The organism is Acinetobacter lwoffii, from assembly GCF_019343495.1.
GTDB classification, from domain to species: Bacteria; Pseudomonadota; Gammaproteobacteria; order Pseudomonadales; family Moraxellaceae; genus Acinetobacter; species Acinetobacter lwoffii_P.
Map to the genome: position 1 here is coordinate 2544411 of NZ_CP072549.1, position 17330 is coordinate 2561740.

A 17330-nucleotide genomic window follows, 5' to 3' on the forward strand; every position below is an offset into this window, starting at 1 on the left:
CTATAAAAACTAGTTTTCAATTAATTCAAATATCGCTTCACCATTGTTTACCTGAATTAGTATTCTTTCACCTTTAAGTGTAGGTTCGATTTTAAGTAAGAATAGCCCTGTATTAAGAATTAAATCATTAAGATTTTTAAATCCGTATTCCATTTTGATTTTTTGATTAGCATCAGGAAATTTTTTATTAATCGATATGCCTACGGTTGTCAGTGAAATCCAACCATCATTTTTTTTATTATTAATGATTAAGCTTTCAATTTCTTTATAAATTTCATCTGCAGGGAAGAGGAAACGTGTTTTAAACAGATTGGATTTTAAAAAATTAATTTGAGTCTCTAAGCTTTTTTGAGCCGTCAAACAATATTGATCAAATTGATCTAAAAAAGGCTTATGCTTTTTCTCCAAAGTTAATAAAAAATCAACAGCTGCTTTGGATTCATCGAGATTGGATAAATTATATTTTTCTTGAAAGTGATGTGTTATGAAATTTCGATCTTTAACAAATTCTTGTAGGTGGCTGTTTAGCTTATGATGACTGTGTTCACATAAATTAAAAGATACTTTCATATCTAGACGAAGAGCATCTTCAGGTTCAGGAATGATCGTATCTTCCTCTGAGGGATTCACGAGAAACAATGAGTTTAAAGCTTTTGTAGTTAAACCACCTAATGTTTGATTTTGTACAGATGGTTCTATAATCAGTGGTAGATCATTGGGTTTAGAAATAATAGTTCTATTCATCTTCACGAGGCTTTTTAGTCTCATCTCTATTGTTTGAAAACGAATAAGGTGTTTTCCAAGTAAGGAATAAATTCTTTCTCTAATTTCGTCGATATTTTGCATTCTAAATATATTAAAAAAACCCCACTAATTTATAGCGGGGTTTTCTCTAACTTACAAGAAGTTATGGATTAGTGCTGAAGCACCGAAATATCAGCCACTTTGGTAAACAAATCACGAAGCTGAGCAAGCATACGTAAACGGTTTGCTTTCAGGTCAGCATCATCAGCCATCACCATTACGCCGTCAAAGAATGCATCCACTGGCGCACGAAGAGCAGCAAGTGCAGACAACGCAGCAGTGTAGTCTTTAGCAGCAAATAACGGCTCAACCACAGGCGTGATTTTCGCAAGTTCAGCGAACAATGCTTTCTCAGCATCTTCAACCAGATTCGCTTCAACCACAGCACCTTCAGGTGTTGCTTCTTTTGCAAGAATATTCGCAACACGCTTGTTGGCAGCAGCAAGCGCAGCCGCTTCAGGCAAGGCGCGGAAGTGGTTGACTGCATTTACACGCTTGTCAAAATCAAGCGGAGATTTTGGTGAAAGCGCTTGAACAGCTTGAATCACATCAACCGCAACGCCTTGGTCTTCGTATTTCGCACGGTAACGACCTTCAAGGAATGCAACAGCATCAGCTAAAGTCTTGTCGTGATCTTTCAATACATCGCCATAAGCAGCTAAAGCAAGTTTGATCAGGTCTTCAATTGACACATCAAGCTCGTTTTCAGTGACAAGACGCAAAATACCAATCGCAGAACGACGAAGTGCAAACGGGTCTTTAGAACCTGTAGGCGCTTGACCGATCCCGAAAATACCCGTCAATGTATCTAAACGATCCGCCAGGGCAATCGTTGTACCTGTCTTTGTCTTCGGTAAAACGTCGCCAGCGAACTTCGGTAAGTATTGCTCGCCTAAAGACTCAGCCACTTCAGTATTTTCACCTTCAAGACGTGCGTAGTAATTACCCGCAATACCTTGAAGTTCTGGGAATTCACCTACAAGCTCAGAGGTTAAGTCACATTTTGCAAGCAGGGCAGCTTTTTCAGCATCTTCCGCTTTAGCACCAGTGATTGGAGCCAATGCGACAGCCAGTTTCGCAATACGTGTCGATTTGTCCCAAAGTGTACCTAGCTCTGCCTGGAACACCATGTTTGCAAGTTTCTCTTTACGCGATGCAAGCGGTTGCTTTTGATCTTGCAAGAAGAAGAATTCAGCATCTGACAAACGTGGGCGAACCACTTTCTCGTTACCTTCAATAATTTGTGTCGGGTCTTTCGACTCAATGTTTGACACAGTAATGAAGTACGGTTGAAGTTTATTGTCACTATTTACTAAGCAGAAGTACTTTTGGTTGTCCTGCATCGTGGTGATCAATGCTTCTTGAGGAACAGCAAGGAAGCGTTCTTCAAAGCTGGCACGTAATGCAACAGGCCATTCAACCAGTGCAGTCACTTCGTCACGCAGGTCAGCAGGGACAATCGCAATCGCATTTACTTCATCAGCCAATGCTTTAACTTGCTGGTCGATGATTGCTTGACGCTCTTCAAAAGAAGCTACTACATAAGAGCTACGAAGGGCATCTAAGTAAGCATCTGCATTTGCCAACGTGATCGCTTCAGGTGCATGGAAACGGTGACCATAAGTTACGTTACCCGCTTTGTGATCTTGAATCGTCGCATCAACCACATCGTTGTCTTTTAACAACACAACCCATTTCACAGGACGTACAAATTCAGTACGGCTCGCCGCAGAACGCATGCGTTTCGCGATTGGAAGGTTGTCCAAGGCATTTTGTAAAATTTGTGGCAGTAAAACGTCAAGGCTTTGACCTTTCAAGTCTTTTAGGTAGCAGACTTTTTCAACTTTACCTGCTTGGAACGTCGATACTTGATCAACCGTGATGCCTTGACCACGCATAAAGCCTTCAAGTGCTTTCGTTGGGTTGCCTTCCGCATCAAACGCCGCTTGTTTCGCAGGGCCGTCAAAACGTTTTTGAGTATCCGCTTGCGCGCCATCAACGTTTACGATTTTCAAAGCCAAACGACGTGGTGCTGCGTATGCTTCGATCGCATCAAATGCAAGACCAGCATCTTTTAAGCCTTTAACCGTTTCTGCTTGAAGTGCATCACGTAATTTTTTTAAGCTTTTTGGTGGAAGTTCTTCACAGCCTAATTCGAACAATACTGTATGTTTAGACATTATTTGCTCTCCTTAGATTCAACTTTTGCTTCTGCTTCAACTTGTGCTTTGAGCTGTGCCAACACTTCATCACGTAAAGCAGGTTCTGCCATTGGGAAACCAAGTTCCGCACGTGCTGCTACATAGCTGGTCGCAATAGAACGTGCCAATGTACGTACACGTAAAATGTAACGCTGACGTTCAGTCACAGAAATCGCGCCACGCGCATCCAATAAGTTGAAGCTGTGTGATGCTTTCACGACTTGCTCATATGCAGGAAGTGGAAGTTTCGCTTCGATCAAACGTGTTGCTTCAGCATCGTAGAAATCGAACAATTCAAACATTTTTTCAACGTTGGCATATTCGAAGTTATAGGTCGATTGTTCCACTTCATTTTGATGGAACACATCGCCATAAGTCACCGTACCGAACTGACCTTTGGTCCAAACCAAATCGTAAACTGAGTCTACACCTTGCAAGTACATGGCAAGACGCTCAAGACCATACGTGATTTCGCCAGTCACAGGGTAGCATTCAACACCGCCGACTTGTTGGAAGTAAGTGAACTGAGTCACTTCCATACCGTTGAGCCATACTTCCCAACCTAAGCCCCAAGCACCCAGTGTTGGAGATTCCCAGTTGTCTTCTACGAAACGAATGTCGTGAACTAAAGGATCAATACCGATCGCTTTTAATGAGTCTAGGTAAAGCTGCTGGATGTTGTCCGGGTTTGGCTTAAGCACCACCTGGAATTGGTAATAATGTTGCAAACGGTTCGGGTTTTCACCATAACGGCCATCTTTCGGACGACGTGATGGTTGGACATAAGCGGCATTCCAGGTTTCAGGACCCAGCGCACGAAGGAAAGTCGCAGTGTGGAATGTCCCTGCACCCATTTCCATATCATAAGGTTGCAAAATGACGCAGCCTTGCTCCGCCCAGTAAGTTTGTAAGGCAAGAATTAAGCCTTGGAAGGTATCAATATGCGATATGGCGCGACTCATGGTCATCCACTTAAAATTAGAGAAAAATTGTGCTCAATTATAAGGACTTTGCAGGGGAGTGGCAAAGGGTTAATGTGTGGATACTTTTTTGAAAAAAATAAAATAGGCTAAAAGGATACGCAGCATTTAGAGGCTTACTGTGATTTTAGCTTTGCTGGCCAATGCTGACTGATCTGAAAATCAGGAATAAATCAGATGTATGGCGTGCTGTTAACCGGAGAGTTATAAAGTTCAACGGATCTCATACGATTGCTACCTAAAATTAGTTTAATATTCACGCAATATAATAATGCTTAAAAATAAGGAACTTTATGACCATTTACCACATTCAATGCCATTTAAAATACAAGGTCGTACAACCGACAGAATACATTTTTATGCTTCAGGCAGCACATCATTCCGATCAGAAGATTCTCGGAGAACAACTCAGCTTTAACCTGCCTGTGACATGGCATGAATTTCAGGATGCGCAGCATCAAAATCGTCATGTTCGGCTACAGGTCGAACCCTGTGAGGTTTTTGAGCTGAATTATACGGCGACAGTGGTTCGTCAACCGAGCCTCTCTTTGGAACTTCAGCAAGGTATGAAAGAAGTAACCATTCCTGAGCTGCCCGATGAAGTATTGCCTTATTTGTTGGCCAGCCGTTATTGCAATTCGGATTTATTACTGGAAATGGCAAAACGCTCATTTGGCTGGATGATACCGGGCTATACTCGGGTCAAAGCGATCGAACAGTGGATTTATAATAATATTTTTTATGTGTCGGGGAGTTCTGACCAGTTCACCACTGCCACAGATGTGCTGGTGCATCGCGCAGGCGTATGCCGTGATTTTGCCCATTTAGGCATTGCGCTGTGCCGTGCCTTGGGAATTCCGGCACGCATGGTGGTCGGTTATGTAGAAATTGAAAAGTTTTTACCTGACTTTCATGCCATTTTTGAAGCCTATTTAGATGGTGGATGGGTGCAGTTTGATCCGACCCGTCTGGCGCCGGTCGAAAATCTTATTCGGATTGGCACTGGAGTCGATGCCGGAGATGTGGCATTTTCAACCTATTATGGTCAGGTTGAGCTGTTAAAAATCCAGCCCCTGATCAAACCTGAATGAATAGGCAGGCCACAATAAAAATGTTCTGGAAATATACTAAGCAAAATGGTTACAAAGGGTTTTTCCATTTCAATGGCGATTGATAGGGGAGCGGTTGTTCTGCAAAAAAAACAGGATCAGTATTTTCAAGCTGAGCGAGATTATTATGGTTTTAAAAAGCTTCGATCGACTCATGATGAAAAGATGTAAAACACAGATGCCTTTCATCTGGCTTGGCTCTATAATGCCCAAAATCTATGAACAATAAGATCAGGCGCACTGTGTTTCACTCCCATCTCGACTGGCTCAATACCTTAAAACCGAATTTCAAAGTCCTTCCACTCAAAGACCGGTTGCTCTGTGGAGCTGGCGCACTATTGGGTTTGGTGGTTTCGTCCTTGTTGAGTTTATGGATTCTGGGGGGTTTTGAAGCCTGGTATATTGCCCCGATGGGTGCATCTTCGGTATTGCTGTTTGCTGTGCCGGCCAGTCCTCTAGCACAGCCCTGGAATATTCTGGTCGGAAATACCATTGCTGCCGTGATTGGCGTGAGTTGCGCTTTATTCATAGTTAATCCGACCGAAGCCTTTAGTGTCGCCGTGGCCTTGGCGATCGTCCTGATGATGACCACGGATTCCCTGCATCCACCGAGTGGCGCCGTAGCGATTACTGCAGTGCTGGGTGGCCAGCCGGTGCATGAACTGGGTTATGCCTTTGTATTTTATCCGGTACTGCTCAATTCAATTTTGCTGATGGTGATTGCCATTGTCTTTAACCGAATGATTGGCAAGGATTATCCGCAGCAAGCTCAATTAAATACTCGTTCCAAGGATCCGACGCCGACCCAGAAAGTCACCATTCAACCGCAGGATATTCAGGAAGTGCTGGATCAGCGCACCGAGCTGCTGGATATCAGTGAATATGACCTGCAAAAAATTATTCTGGAGGCACAAAACCGTGCCAATGCGCGTGCGGTGCATGAATTTAGCTGCCAGGATATCATGACGAAGGATGTAGCAACCCTGCATGAAAATGATGATATTCAGCACGCACTGGACAAGTTCAAGCAAATGAACCTGATGAGCCTGCCCGTCGTTAATGCCGATGAACAACTGGTCGGTACACTGGCAATGTATCAGGTGGTGGAATGGTTCAAGCGCGCGGCTGATGTCCGTAGCAGCTGGGAGCATCAGGTCAAACATATCATGACCCGTAAGGTAATTACGGTGCAGCCTTTACAACCCATTCAGGATCTGGTGCCGTATTTTGTCGAGCGTTCGTTCAACTATATTCCGGTGGTGAGCGAGCAGCAATTGGTGGGAATTATCAGTCGGGCAGATATGATTGCCGCACTGAATCAGGAGCTGAATCATTTTAAAATGAAAGTTTAAAACCGAATTAAAACGGAATTTAACAGAGCATGTGTGATCAACTCTGGTCAGCTTGCCGGCTGAGAAAACTGTAAAATAGTGCCATCGGCAGGGAAAAACACAGCAGAAACAAAAAATGAGTACTCAAAGCTTTGAGCGGATGATAGGAGAGATAAGCTAGAATCAGCATTTCCAATGCTGCTCATTAAAATCGTGAGGATATTAAACAGCTGATAATGGCGTAGCAGCAGGTGAGTCACTCATAGAAAAGGAAAGACCATCACCCAGTAAGTCAGGCAGACAAAAAAGCTAATAAAAAGCGCTGAAAACAGGCTCTTGAAAATGGAGAAAATCCCAGAGCTGGCTTCATGAAATAGCGCATAAGGGAATAAAATTACAGCTATGATCAGAGGTGCAAGCGCGAGGTTAAATGTCATTTTCCAAGGGGAATTCTGGATCGGTTGAGAGATTAAGTGAAATATCCTGTCCACTATCTATCTGCTACTTTTTGATGTTTTTAATATAAAGACTTTATCTTTATCATTGTTAAAAGCATATTATTTTTCGATGAGAGAAAGATTCAACATATAGGCGATTGATACGACAAAGCACACCGGAGTGTGCTTTGTAGAGGGTGTGATGTTTAAGAGCTGTAATGATTAAATAAAGAACCAGTAAATAAACAGTGAAATAATAAAGATACACATGATATTCAGCACAAAACCAACTTTCATCATTTCGCTTTGCTGGATATGACCGGTTCCAAAAACAATCGCATTTGGTGGGGTGGCTACCGGCAGCATAAAGGCACATGAAGCACCAATACCAATGACGATCACCAGAATTTCTTTGGGCATTCCCATCTGATCCGCAATTGCGGCAAATACTGGTACTAGCAGGGCAGCCGAAGCGGTATTACTGGTAAATTCAGTCAGGAAGATAATAAAAGTAGCGACTACAAAAATAATCATCAGCGGGGAGGTATCACCAAAGGCATTGGCCAGAGTTTGACCCAGTACCAGCGAACTGCCTGAATCCTTTAGAATGGCACTCAAGGTCAGACCACCACCAAATAGATATAACACCCCCCAATCAGTATTTTCTGCAATCTGTTTCCAGCTTGCGGTACCCAGAATCACAACCATACAGGCAGCCGAAATTGCAATCCAGGTATCCGGCTGGGAAATACCAAAAATTTCAGTGAATTTTTTACTGAAAATCCAGGCAATTGCAGTACAAAGAAAGAGGATCATGGTGGCTATACGGGTTCTGGTCCAAGGAATATCTTCGGTCGAAAATTGTATTTTATGATTCAGTTTTGGACGTAGTACCAGATATAAACTGACCAGCATGGCAGGAAGAATAATGAACATCATCGGCAAGCCGATTTTCATCCAGTCGGCAAAATCATAGCCGAGGGCCTTGGCGGCAATGGCATTCGGAGGGGAACCGACCATGGTGCCCAGTCCGCCAATACTGGCCGAATAGGCAATGCCGAGCAGGATAAAGACAAAAGTTTTACGATCCTTGCTGACATCCATATGTGAAAGCAAGCCTAAGGCCAAAGGCAGCATCATGGCAGCAGTCGCCGTATTGGAAATCCACATGGACAGCAGCGCCGTCACCACAAAAATCGCCAGTACAGAAATGCCCAGATGCCCTCTGGACATGGAGATGATCCACATGGCAATTTTCCGGTCCAGTTTCTGGATATGCAACGCCGTTGCCAGCGCAAAACCACCAAAAAACAGGAAAATGACAGGATCGGCAAAAGTGACCAAAGCGGCTTGTGTGGTAATCGGAACCAGTTCCTCATCAGAGGCCATTGGCATGGCCAGCAATACCGCCATCACGGGGATGAGTAAAGCTGTAATCGTGATATGAATGGCTTCAGTCAGCCATAAGATACCGATAAAGGCTAAAAGTGCCAGTCCTTTATTGGCATTCTGGTCATAGGGCAGGTAAAGATATAAGCCATAGGCTACAATGGCTGCGACAAAAATAAGAATCCAGCCTTTAAGCAGCCCTTTGGGCATGGCATTGGTCGGGGTAGCTAGGTTGGTCTGAGTCATATGCTCTCCTTGCAAGATTTTTATTTACATCATTTTTTATATTAGCTTTAAATTTGTAATTTTGTTTTGCTTAAAAAAATATCCTATTTAAAGATACTATAACCAGATTGTTGCAATAATCCAGTACTTTGCCAGAAGGCATACAGGCCCAAGCCGAAAAGTAAAGCCAAGACAATCCATTTGAAGTGTTGCTGAGATAAACGATGGCGTATTTTGCCTCCAATCCAGACACCAGCAAGGGCGAATAAGCTGATCCCGATCAGAATATGCTGTTGATGGGTTTCCAGTGTGATCAGAATTGGAAAAAGTAAAACCAGCTGGATCAGTTTACCGGCAATGAAATTGAGATTACTGATAATGACAATAGCTGTTTTAGACAGCTGGCAACTCATCAGATACATCATTAAAAAAGGTGCCATAGCATTGGTCGCCCCTCCAATAATGCCGGCCAGTAAACCAAAACAGAGCATACTGGAAATATGCGGACTAACTTGCAAAGGCCGTGCCCGTAATTGGTCCAAGACATAAAATATGATTACTAGACCTAATAACAGTTTTAAATAAGCCTCATTTAGCCAAAGTAACAGTTTGACCCCGAGTACACTGCCGATCAGGCTACTAAGCATTAGTGGCCAATAGCGTTTTATATAATAGCCAATGCTATTCAACAGACTATGCGTAGGATCGGCATTCAGCATGATCAGATTCAGCAGCAGGCAGGGCAGAATGACAAGCGTAACCGCGATACTAAGCGGATATGCACTGGACAGAACAGCCGTACTCATCATGGGAAAGCCAAAGCCGCTTAAACCATGCAGCAGGGCTGCTAAGGCACAGAGCCACAGCATCATCCATTCTGCCTGAGTCATGTGAAATCCATTTCAAAAATTGGAATCTTGAACTTATCGTGAATTCAACTGAGAAAGAAAGTGAAAAGCTGTAATACAGCAAAGAAATAACAAAAAATATAGGCAAAAAAAAGCCACGATAACTTGGGGAAATTACCGTGGCATCAAAATTTCATCCCATTTAACCGGGGTGAAAGAGGAAGCTCTGCGATGAAACTGGTTAAGAACGCTTGTTAAAAATGACTGTACAGCTTAATAGCGTTTATCCTGATTCACTGTACGCACAGGATTTTGATAGCCCTGAGGTTGATGAACGCTGTCATGATCAATTCTGTACTGTTTTTTCGGCATGATTAACCACAACACCAGATAGACCAAAATACCCGGGAATGCGGCACTCATGATTGAAATCACCACAAAAATCAGACGTAATAAATTTGCGTTCCAACCAAAACGTTCAGCAATACCACCCATTACACCTGCAATCATGTTTGAGCGGTTAGAGCGATATAAACCAACATTGGCCATTAAAATCTCCTGATTAAAAATAAGTTTGAATCCTAAAATGGATCCATACTTAAAGAAATGGAGTTTACTTAAACTTTTTAAAGTGCTGATTACAAATAAAATCGTTAAGTAATGTTAATAAAGATTAAAACCAGATCTAAGAGCTACTAACATAGTGAAAATTCTATTGAACTCTTGTGTAAAGTTCATCAGCTTTGCTGGGTGCTTTTTGCTCGCCATGTTTCCTATTTAGGTTTGTTAAAAATGAAATTGGATGTATCACGTTGTACATTAAGCAGTTTTTTTAAATGTAGCCTGGTGTTGGGGAGTATGGTGATTTTGCAGGCTTGTGATCAGCAGCAAGTCAAACCTGAACAGGAAGGTCAGGCGACCTCAGAAGAGGGCGTTAAAATTTCCGCTGCCAATACGAAGGCCGATGTGGTGACTGTCAGCGCCAAATCCTTAACTCAGGTCGCAGGGCAGGCGACTCTTCCGGTAGAAGCAGATTTAAACCCGGCAACTGTACCAGAGGATGCCAAGGTGTTTATAGGTCGCTATCATACTGAAATCGACTGTGATGGCCGCTTTGCGCCTTGTACTGAAGGTAAGGCAGAATTTATTTTGACTCTAATGCCGGACGGTACGGTGCATCGCAGTATTTTACAGTATGGCAAAGTATTTATTGATAATACCAAAAGCAGCACGGCTCATAATATTACCTACCGTAAAGACCGCTGGTTTATCAATCCTGAGCGTACCGATATAGTAGTGAATCGTAAAGAAGGGGCGAGCTTTTACTATAAGATTAAAGATTCAAATCACTTAGTCATGAATCTGGAAAAAATCTATAGTGAAAAAGAAAAAACCAACCGGGAATTATTTGATCGCGGCTATCCGGCACCTTCGAAAGCCTATGAACTGGTCAAAGACACGTCCTTTCATATTCAAGAATAATACCCGATAAAAATCGGCTGATCTGGTAGAAAGCTTAATTCAAATACTGTTTAGATTAGACAATAAAGGCAAGTTGTGGGAACGTGTGAGCCTAAAATCTGGGCGCAGAAATACACGACCAAAACATCGCAATTTAATTAAAATATAATAAGGGAAATCAGGGAGACATTCTAAGGAAAGAATGGTGGGTCGTCCGCGATTCGAACGCGGGACCAACGGATTAAAAGTCCGCTGCTCTACCAGCTGAGCTAACGACCCTGAGGAATAAAAATGATGATGACCATTTTTATGACGCAAGAGTGTGGTGTACTTTTACGTGATCCTTTCGGAAGATGGTGGGTCGTCCGCGATTCGAACGCGGGACCAACGGATTAAAAGTCCGCTGCTCTACCAGCTGAGCTAACGACCCATCAAGGGATATCAAATAAGTGGTGGGTCGTCCGCGATTCGAACGCGGGACCAACGGATTAAAAGTCCGCTGCTCTACCAGCTGAGCTAACGACCCTGAACCATCATTCAAACCAGGTTTGAATGTGCAGTGCAAGTCAAGCTAAATAGCTTAAAGCACCACTTTGTTTGATGGAGCGTATTGTAGCAAGATCTCATTTCAGCGCAAGCAAAAAATAACAAAGTTGCCCATGTTTGATTATAAATACAACAATTATGCTTTATCTAAACAAAAAATAGGCAACTTCAGTACTTAGAAGCGATATTGATAGGCCTGAATATTGGTAAAAATCTCTGCGGTGAGCTCCGAATATGCCGTTGCACCTGGCAATAACACCAGCAGGCGTTCATCGGTTTTACTCGGATCAAATGCTTGCTCTTTCAATTTATTTTTCTGGTATTTAAAGGTACCTGTAGTTTCAATCTGCTGTTGTATACGTAAAAATACCGGTACCGCATAAGCCGGCAAGCATTTTTTAAAGCAAGCGGCCATGGCTGCTAAATCTGCATCATCCAATTTTACATCGGGTTGCAGGGTAATCGCGGCCATACCGGCACGACCATTGGTATTGGGAATTTCTACGCCATACACCACCGCTTCAACGATTTTGTCATACTCGGTCAGCATGTTTTCCACTTCAGTTGTAGAAACATTTTCCCCTTTCCAGCGGAAAGTCTCGCCTAAACGATCAACAAACTGCGCATGACGGAAGCCGATATTGCGCACCAGATCTCCGGTATTGAAGTAAGCATCACCTTGGGTAAATACATCCTGCATGATGACTGACTTGTTTTTTTCCGGATCGGTATAGCCATCAAAGGGTGAACGGCGGGTAATTTTACCAATTAATAAACCAGTTTCGCCTTTTTTCACCCGTTTGCAATGGCCTTTAGCGTCCCGTACCGGCTCATTTTTATCTTTATCAAAGGCAATAATCGCATACGGTGTGGGTGAGAAACCGACGGTATTGTCAAAATTGAAAATATTGCTAAAACCGACATTGCCTTCACTAGAGGCATACAGTTCCAGCACTTCCTGAATGCCAAAACGGGATTTAAATTTATCCCAGATATTTGGGCGCATGCCATTCCCAATCATCTTAGTCACGCGGTGACCTTTTTCCAGTTCAGATGGGGGAGCATCCATCAGATAGCGGCACAACTCACCGACATAACCAATCGCAGAGACATCAAATTTTTGCACATCCTTCCAGAAAGAAGAGGTCGAAAATTTACGGCGAATAGCCAGGGTGCTGCTCCCTGCAATGACACCGCACCAGCACACCACCATGCCTGTGGCATGATAAAGCGGCAGGGTACAGTACATCACATCATCTTTATTGAGATTCAGCACATGCCCATAGGTGCCATAAGCCAGCGTCCAGCGACCATTGGTAAAGATCACCGCTTTAGGTAGACCGGTGGTGCCCGAGGTGTAAATATAGAACAGCCCGTCTTTGCCCTGTACCGAATGAGTAGTTGATGGATTGAATTTGGGAGCAAGATCGGTTTTTTCAGCCAGGTTGATAAAGCCTTCAGGCGCCTGACCCGGATCGGCTTGAGTGTTTTGATCTGCAAACCAGTGCAGGCGGTCACTGCTAATATTCAGGTCATTACGAATCTCGTTGACTGCATGACGACACTCTTCACCCACAATCAGGGCAATCGGTTTGACCAGATTGATACTGTGCGTCAGCACCTTGCCGACTTGAGAGGTATTGACCAGAGCGGTGGTCACACCCAGTTTAGCCAGACCAATCACGCTGGCAATCAGCTCAGGGCGGTTCTCGACCATGACAGCAACAACATCACCTTTCTTGGCGCCCAAGGATAGATAGAAATGGGCAATCTGGTTGGCCCAGGCATTGAGAGCAGCATAGCTATAGCTTTGCTCTTCAAAACGCAAGGCAATGCCTTCCGGGTTGCGCTTGGTGGCTTTTTCAAAAGCCAGACCCAGGCCGGCCGGTGTGTTCGGAGTACGTAAATATGCCTGTCTTAGACCAGTGAGCAAATTGGGCACTTTGGTCAAAAAAGCCGGGATTTTGGCAGCGACATCTGCAATCCCAATCAGATCGTGTGGTTTCATTTGGGTCATGAGAATCCTATTTATTTTTCGTATCCGATACGTTCAATTTATATACAGTAGACGAGCTATCCATCTTTTAGCGTTAAAACACTAGTGCAATCAACCTATTCTGACTAAATCTAGCAAAAAAAACCTAGTCACCGAAATGACTAGGTTTTTTTAGATGACTGCAATTGAGCAAATTATGATTCAGTTGCAGTATTGGCTTTTTTCGGTGGACGGCCACGTGGACGACGTGGACGAGCAGCCTGTTTCTCCGCTTTTTCAGCTTCGCTGGCTTCAGTGTCTTCTGTTGTTACTTCGGCCTGATCCTGGGCTTCTGTAACAGGAGCTTCTGATTCAGCATTTGCTTCAACTGGCGCAGCATCTCTAGGTTGAGCTTCAGTCACTGGAGCCGCTTCTGTAGGAGCTGTATCTACTGGTGTCGTAGTTTCAGTTGCTTGTTCAGCTGGCTGAGCATTTACGGTTTCTTCAATAGCTACTTCAGTGGTTACTGGAGTTTCAGTTGCCGCTGCTTCAGCAGACTCTGCTTGCGCTTCTGCTGCTACAGGTGCTTCTGGCGCAGTTTCAACTGCCGGAGCTGTTTCTACTTTGGCCTGTTGCTTGGCTTGTTGCAGGGCCTGTTCTGCAGCCTGTTTAGCCAGACGGCGACGCTCACGTGGATCGTTTGCGACACGTTTGTCCGACACCGGTTTTGGTGGATTCAGGTCCAGAACTGGAGCCGGCTCCGCTTCAACCTTGGCTACGGTCACTTGAACATCACGGGTGACCGGTTTTTTCTCTGTGGCAGGCGTTGCTGCAGCCACCAGACTCGCATTGTACTCTTTTGTGAACTTCTCTAGAGCACGGTTAAAGGTTGGCAATAAACCAAACTGTTCAATCAGTACGGAGCAGTCTTCACCATAAACATGGCGAATCAGGCTACCAATAGTGAACTGACCCAAAGTTGGTACTTGTGACGGAGTCAATTTCTGAACTGTAGCCTGTTGAAGCTGTCCTTCACGCTGCTGACGACGACGCTGACGCGGATCGTTGCTGGCACGTGGTTTTTCAGCACTTGATTCTTCAGCTGGCACAATTTCTTCAACAGGGGCTGTCAGTGCAGCTTCCACTACATTTTCAGCAGCGGCTTCTTCAACTGGCGCATCTGCCGGTGCAGTCACTTCAACCGTTGGCGTTACAACTGCAGCATTGTCATTCAATGCCACGATTTCGCTTTTCGCCTGGTCAATATTCACGACCATGGCTGTTGGCATCACGTCTTGACGTGGTGCATCGACCAACTCAACACGAAGCTGCTTGTCATTGACTGCTGGCGCTTCAACGACTGCAGGTGCTACTTGTTGAGCTTGCTCATTCAGTACGCTTGGATCGCGGTGGCGATTTGGACGTTCCTGACGTGGCTGGTTACGGCGGTCACGACGTGGCATTGCCTGTTGTGGCTGTTGTTCATTGTTTTGAACATCATTTTGCTGAGATGGCTCGTTATGATGCTGACGGCGAGAATTACGCTTGTTTTCACGTGCTTCATGACGTTGTTCTTGACGAGATACCTGAACCACTTCTTCATGCACCTGATGTTGCTGAGGAGCGGAAGCTTCAGACTGAACCTGCTCACGCGGTTCTTTGTGCTTCGGATTGCGTGGTTTTTTGTTGTTATGACGTGGTGCTCTTTCATCACGCTCTGCCGGTTTTTCAGCATCACGTTCCTGTTTTTGCGCTACAGTCGATGGTGCTAGGTAAGCATTGCTGCTTGCCGGAGCAGCAGGTTGAGACACTTGCTGTGGAGCAGGTTGTGCAACCGGTGTAGACAATTGACCGAACTGACCACGGCTCACCGCACCGCCATTGATCATTTGTTCAATCGCTGCAGCTGCATTGTTGGCAGTACGCGATTGATCAACAGTCGCTGCCTGTTTTTGAACAAACAGGTTTTCTAACCAGGCACATGGGCTAGATGCAGGAGCAGCAACTTGTGCTTCGGCAGGAGCTTGTTGTGCAACAGGTGCTTGCTGTGCATTTTGGTTTTGCTGGTTACGGCGTTTATTGTTTCTGCCGTTGTTTTGCTGTTGAGCAGGCGCTGGGGCAGTAGCATGCGTATGTTCTTCTTCTAAATGCCATTCAGATGACTCATAGCCCAACTCTTTTTCACTTGAACGAGTTGCTTCAGTACGTTCATAGCTGGTTGGTGCAAAGCCTTCGGCATTATAAGTGATTTCATAATGCGGTGTTTCCAGATGCGGATGCGGCAGCACAGTGACACGTACATTTGAAGTCTGTTCTAAATAGACCAAGGTGTGACGTTTTTCATTCAATAAGAAGGCAGCAATTTCGACTGGAACTTCGACTTGAACTTCACCATGACGTTCACGTAGCGCGATCTCTTCCACTTTACGCATAATCGAAAGTGATAAAGAACGAAGATCACGAACCATGCCGGTACCATGGCAGCGTGGGCAAACGTAGCCAGTCGCTTCTTCAAGAGAAGGACGCAGACGTTGACGGCTCATTTCCATCAAACCAAAACGTGACAATTGACCGAACTGGATACGGGCACGGTCACTTTGCGTCGCTTCACGCAGCTTCGCTTCCACCATACGCTGGTTGCGGTCTTTAGTCATGTCGATGAAGTCGATCACCACCAGACCACCGATATCACGTAAACGTAATTGACGCGCGATTTCTTCTGCCGCTTCAATATTGGTATTTAACGCGGTGTCTTCAACGTCGCTACCGCGAGTCGATTTTGCCGAGTTAATGTCAATTGACACTAAAGCTTCAGTTTGGTCGATTACGATCGAACCGCCAGAAGGCAATTTTACTTCACGTTCGTAAGCGGTTTGAATTTGGCTTTCAATCGCGAAATGCGCGAATAAAGGTTCATTTAAGGTATAAGTTTTCAGTTTTTCTAACTGACGTGGCATTACCGCTTTTACGAAGTTATAGGCTTCGTTATAGGCTTGTTCTGAGTCAATCAGGATTTCAGCAACATCATCACGCAGGTAGTCACGAATGGCACGTGTCACCACGCCCGCTTCCTGATGTACCAGCATTGGCGATGGACCTGAACTTGCAGTGCTCTGGATTTGTGCCCAAAGGTCTAACAAGTGCTGTAAGTCGAGTTGCAATTCTTCTTGTGAACGACCGATCCCGGCAGTACGCACAATCACACTCATACCACGTGGCACGTTCAGTGTTGCCAGCATTTCTTTCAGTTCTTCACGCACTGAACCAGAAATCTGACGGCTGATACCACCACCTTTAGGGTTGTTTGGCATCAAGACCAAATAACGGCCAGCAAGTGAGATAAAAGTAGACAGGGCAGCGCCTTTATTGCCACGCTCTTCTTTTTCCACCTGAACCAGAAGCTCGGTGCCTTCAGTGATCAGTTCACGGATATTCGAAGTTTGGCGAGGGTCGGCTTTGTAATATGAATTCGCGATTTCACGCATTGACAGGAAGCCTTGGCGACCTGCACCGTATTCAACGAATACAGCTTCTAAAGAAGGTTCAACGCGAGTCACGTGACCTTTGTAGATATTGGATTTTTTTTGTTCACGGGTACGATTTTCTAAATCAAAATCGTAAAGACGCTGACCAGTGACAAGTGCAACGCGAATTTCTTCGGCATGTGTTGCATTAATCAACATACGTTTCATGGGTGTAACACCTTATAGTGATACACAGCAAAAAATCGCTATACACGTAGCGAACATCACACATCACGGATCAATGGCTCAAATCTGCAATGAATTTCATTGTGGTTTGAGTCTTTTATGACCGAGCTCTATTTAATATAGATGGGCTTCGGTTTTTGATTCACGTATTGATGATGGCAATACGGCTTCAATCTTTAAACGGATTAAAGTCACCTGAACGCTTCACTGGCGGACGAGCGGTGCATTGGATGTGTGTAACTTTCACTGTCACATTGCTCGAAGATCATCCCTTCTTTATAGAAAGTGTCTTGATACGGAATTGTCGTCGTATC

At 44.4% G+C, this 17330-nt stretch carries 11 protein-coding genes and 3 tRNA genes; 3 read left to right on the forward strand and 11 right to left on the reverse strand.

Going from position 1 to position 17330, the window contains the following annotated elements:
* Positions 1–9 precede the first annotated feature (9 nt).
* From J7649_RS11960 to glyQ, 3 genes are all read right to left on the reverse strand, one after another.
* A complete protein-coding gene (locus tag J7649_RS11960; RefSeq protein WP_219308240.1) occupies positions 10–744 on the reverse strand; it encodes an OST-HTH/LOTUS domain-containing protein in 735 nt (244 codons plus the stop codon).
* Positions 745–914: 170 nt separating this feature from the next.
* Complete coding sequence (gene glyS / locus J7649_RS11965; RefSeq protein ID WP_219308242.1) at positions 915–2984, reverse strand: glycine--tRNA ligase subunit beta; 2070 nt, start codon at positions 2982–2984, stop codon at positions 915–917.
* The gene (glyQ, locus tag J7649_RS11970; protein WP_219308244.1) at positions 2984–3967 is read right to left on the reverse strand and encodes a glycine--tRNA ligase subunit alpha; all 984 of its coding nucleotides are present in this window, start codon (positions 3965–3967) and stop codon (positions 2984–2986) included. The genes glyS and glyQ overlap by 1 nt, the downstream gene beginning before the upstream one ends.
* 311 nt (positions 3968–4278) lie before the next feature.
* Here glyQ and J7649_RS11975 point away from each other — a divergent pair, with 311 nt between their 5' ends.
* Together J7649_RS11975 and J7649_RS11980 are read left to right on the forward strand one after the other, a co-directional pair.
* Positions 4279–5076 (forward strand): transglutaminase-like domain-containing protein, encoded by a 798-nt coding sequence (locus J7649_RS11975; protein ID WP_219308246.1) that lies wholly within the window; start codon positions 4279–4281, stop codon positions 5074–5076.
* A gap of 260 nt (positions 5077–5336) precedes the next feature.
* Positions 5337–6446 carry an HPP family protein gene (locus tag J7649_RS11980; RefSeq protein WP_219308248.1) on the forward strand — a complete coding sequence of 370 codons (1110 nt, stop codon included), beginning with the start codon at positions 5337–5339 and terminating at the stop codon, positions 6444–6446.
* Between the two features lie 638 nt (positions 6447–7084).
* Here the strand turns inward: J7649_RS11980 and J7649_RS11985 are convergent.
* From J7649_RS11985 to J7649_RS11995, 3 genes are all read right to left on the reverse strand, one after another.
* On the reverse strand, positions 7085–8497 hold the full coding sequence (locus tag J7649_RS11985; protein WP_219308257.1) for an SLC13 family permease: 1413 nt from the start codon (positions 8495–8497) through the stop codon (positions 7085–7087).
* Between the two features lie 83 nt (positions 8498–8580).
* Positions 8581–9366: a sulfite exporter TauE/SafE family protein gene (locus J7649_RS11990; RefSeq protein ID WP_219308259.1), complete on the reverse strand. Its 786-nt coding sequence runs from the start codon at positions 9364–9366 to the stop codon at positions 8581–8583.
* A gap of 231 nt (positions 9367–9597) precedes the next feature.
* Complete coding sequence (locus tag J7649_RS11995) at positions 9598–9873, reverse strand: PspC domain-containing protein (RefSeq protein WP_004278536.1); 276 nt, start codon at positions 9871–9873, stop codon at positions 9598–9600.
* 243 nt (positions 9874–10116) lie between these two features.
* Here J7649_RS11995 and J7649_RS12000 point away from each other — a divergent pair, with 243 nt between their 5' ends.
* Complete coding sequence (locus tag J7649_RS12000; protein WP_005245882.1) at positions 10117–10806, forward strand: hypothetical protein; 690 nt, start codon at positions 10117–10119, stop codon at positions 10804–10806.
* A gap of 182 nt (positions 10807–10988) precedes the next feature.
* Here the strand turns inward: J7649_RS12000 and J7649_RS12005 are convergent.
* The 5 genes from J7649_RS12005 to J7649_RS12025 form a co-directional block, all read right to left on the reverse strand.
* Positions 10989–11064, reverse strand: a tRNA-Lys gene (locus tag J7649_RS12005).
* A 75-nt stretch (positions 11065–11139) separates the two neighbouring features.
* Positions 11140–11215, reverse strand: a tRNA-Lys gene (locus tag J7649_RS12010).
* Positions 11216–11235: 20 nt separating this feature from the next.
* A tRNA-Lys gene (locus J7649_RS12015) sits at positions 11236–11311 on the reverse strand.
* A 195-nt stretch (positions 11312–11506) separates the two neighbouring features.
* Positions 11507–13348 (reverse strand): long-chain-acyl-CoA synthetase, encoded by a 1842-nt coding sequence (locus tag J7649_RS12020; protein ID WP_219308261.1) that lies wholly within the window; start codon positions 13346–13348, stop codon positions 11507–11509.
* Positions 13349–13521: 173 nt separating this feature from the next.
* Positions 13522–16998 carry an Rne/Rng family ribonuclease gene (locus J7649_RS12025; protein ID WP_219308263.1) on the reverse strand — a complete coding sequence of 1159 codons (3477 nt, stop codon included), beginning with the start codon at positions 16996–16998 and terminating at the stop codon, positions 13522–13524.
* Between the last annotated feature and the right edge of the window lie 332 nt (positions 16999–17330).

Bases quoted from the DNA above. Each gene is read 5' to 3' on its own strand.
- J7649_RS11960 (WP_219308240.1), bottom strand. From the start codon at position 744: ATGAATAGAACTATTATTTCTAAACCCAATGATCTACCACTGATTATA.
- glyS (WP_219308242.1), bottom strand. From the start codon at position 2,984: ATGTCTAAACATACAGTATTGTTCGAATTAGGCTGTGAAGAACTTCCA.
- glyQ (WP_219308244.1), bottom strand. From the start codon at position 3,967: ATGAGTCGCGCCATATCGCATATTGATACCTTCCAAGGCTTAATTCTT.
- J7649_RS11975 (WP_219308246.1), top strand. From the start codon at position 4,279: ATGACCATTTACCACATTCAATGCCATTTAAAATACAAGGTCGTACAA.
- J7649_RS11985 (WP_219308257.1), bottom strand. From the start codon at position 8,497: ATGACTCAGACCAACCTAGCTACCCCGACCAATGCCATGCCCAAAGGG.
- J7649_RS11990 (WP_219308259.1), bottom strand. From the start codon at position 9,366: ATGACTCAGGCAGAATGGATGATGCTGTGGCTCTGTGCCTTAGCAGCC.
- J7649_RS11995 (WP_004278536.1), bottom strand. From the start codon at position 9,873: ATGGCCAATGTTGGTTTATATCGCTCTAACCGCTCAAACATGATTGCA.
- J7649_RS12000 (WP_005245882.1), top strand. From the start codon at position 10,117: ATGAAATTGGATGTATCACGTTGTACATTAAGCAGTTTTTTTAAATGT.
- J7649_RS12020 (WP_219308261.1), bottom strand. From the start codon at position 13,348: ATGACCCAAATGAAACCACACGATCTGATTGGGATTGCAGATGTCGCT.
- J7649_RS12025 (WP_219308263.1), bottom strand. From the start codon at position 16,998: ATGAAACGTATGTTGATTAATGCAACACATGCCGAAGAAATTCGCGTT.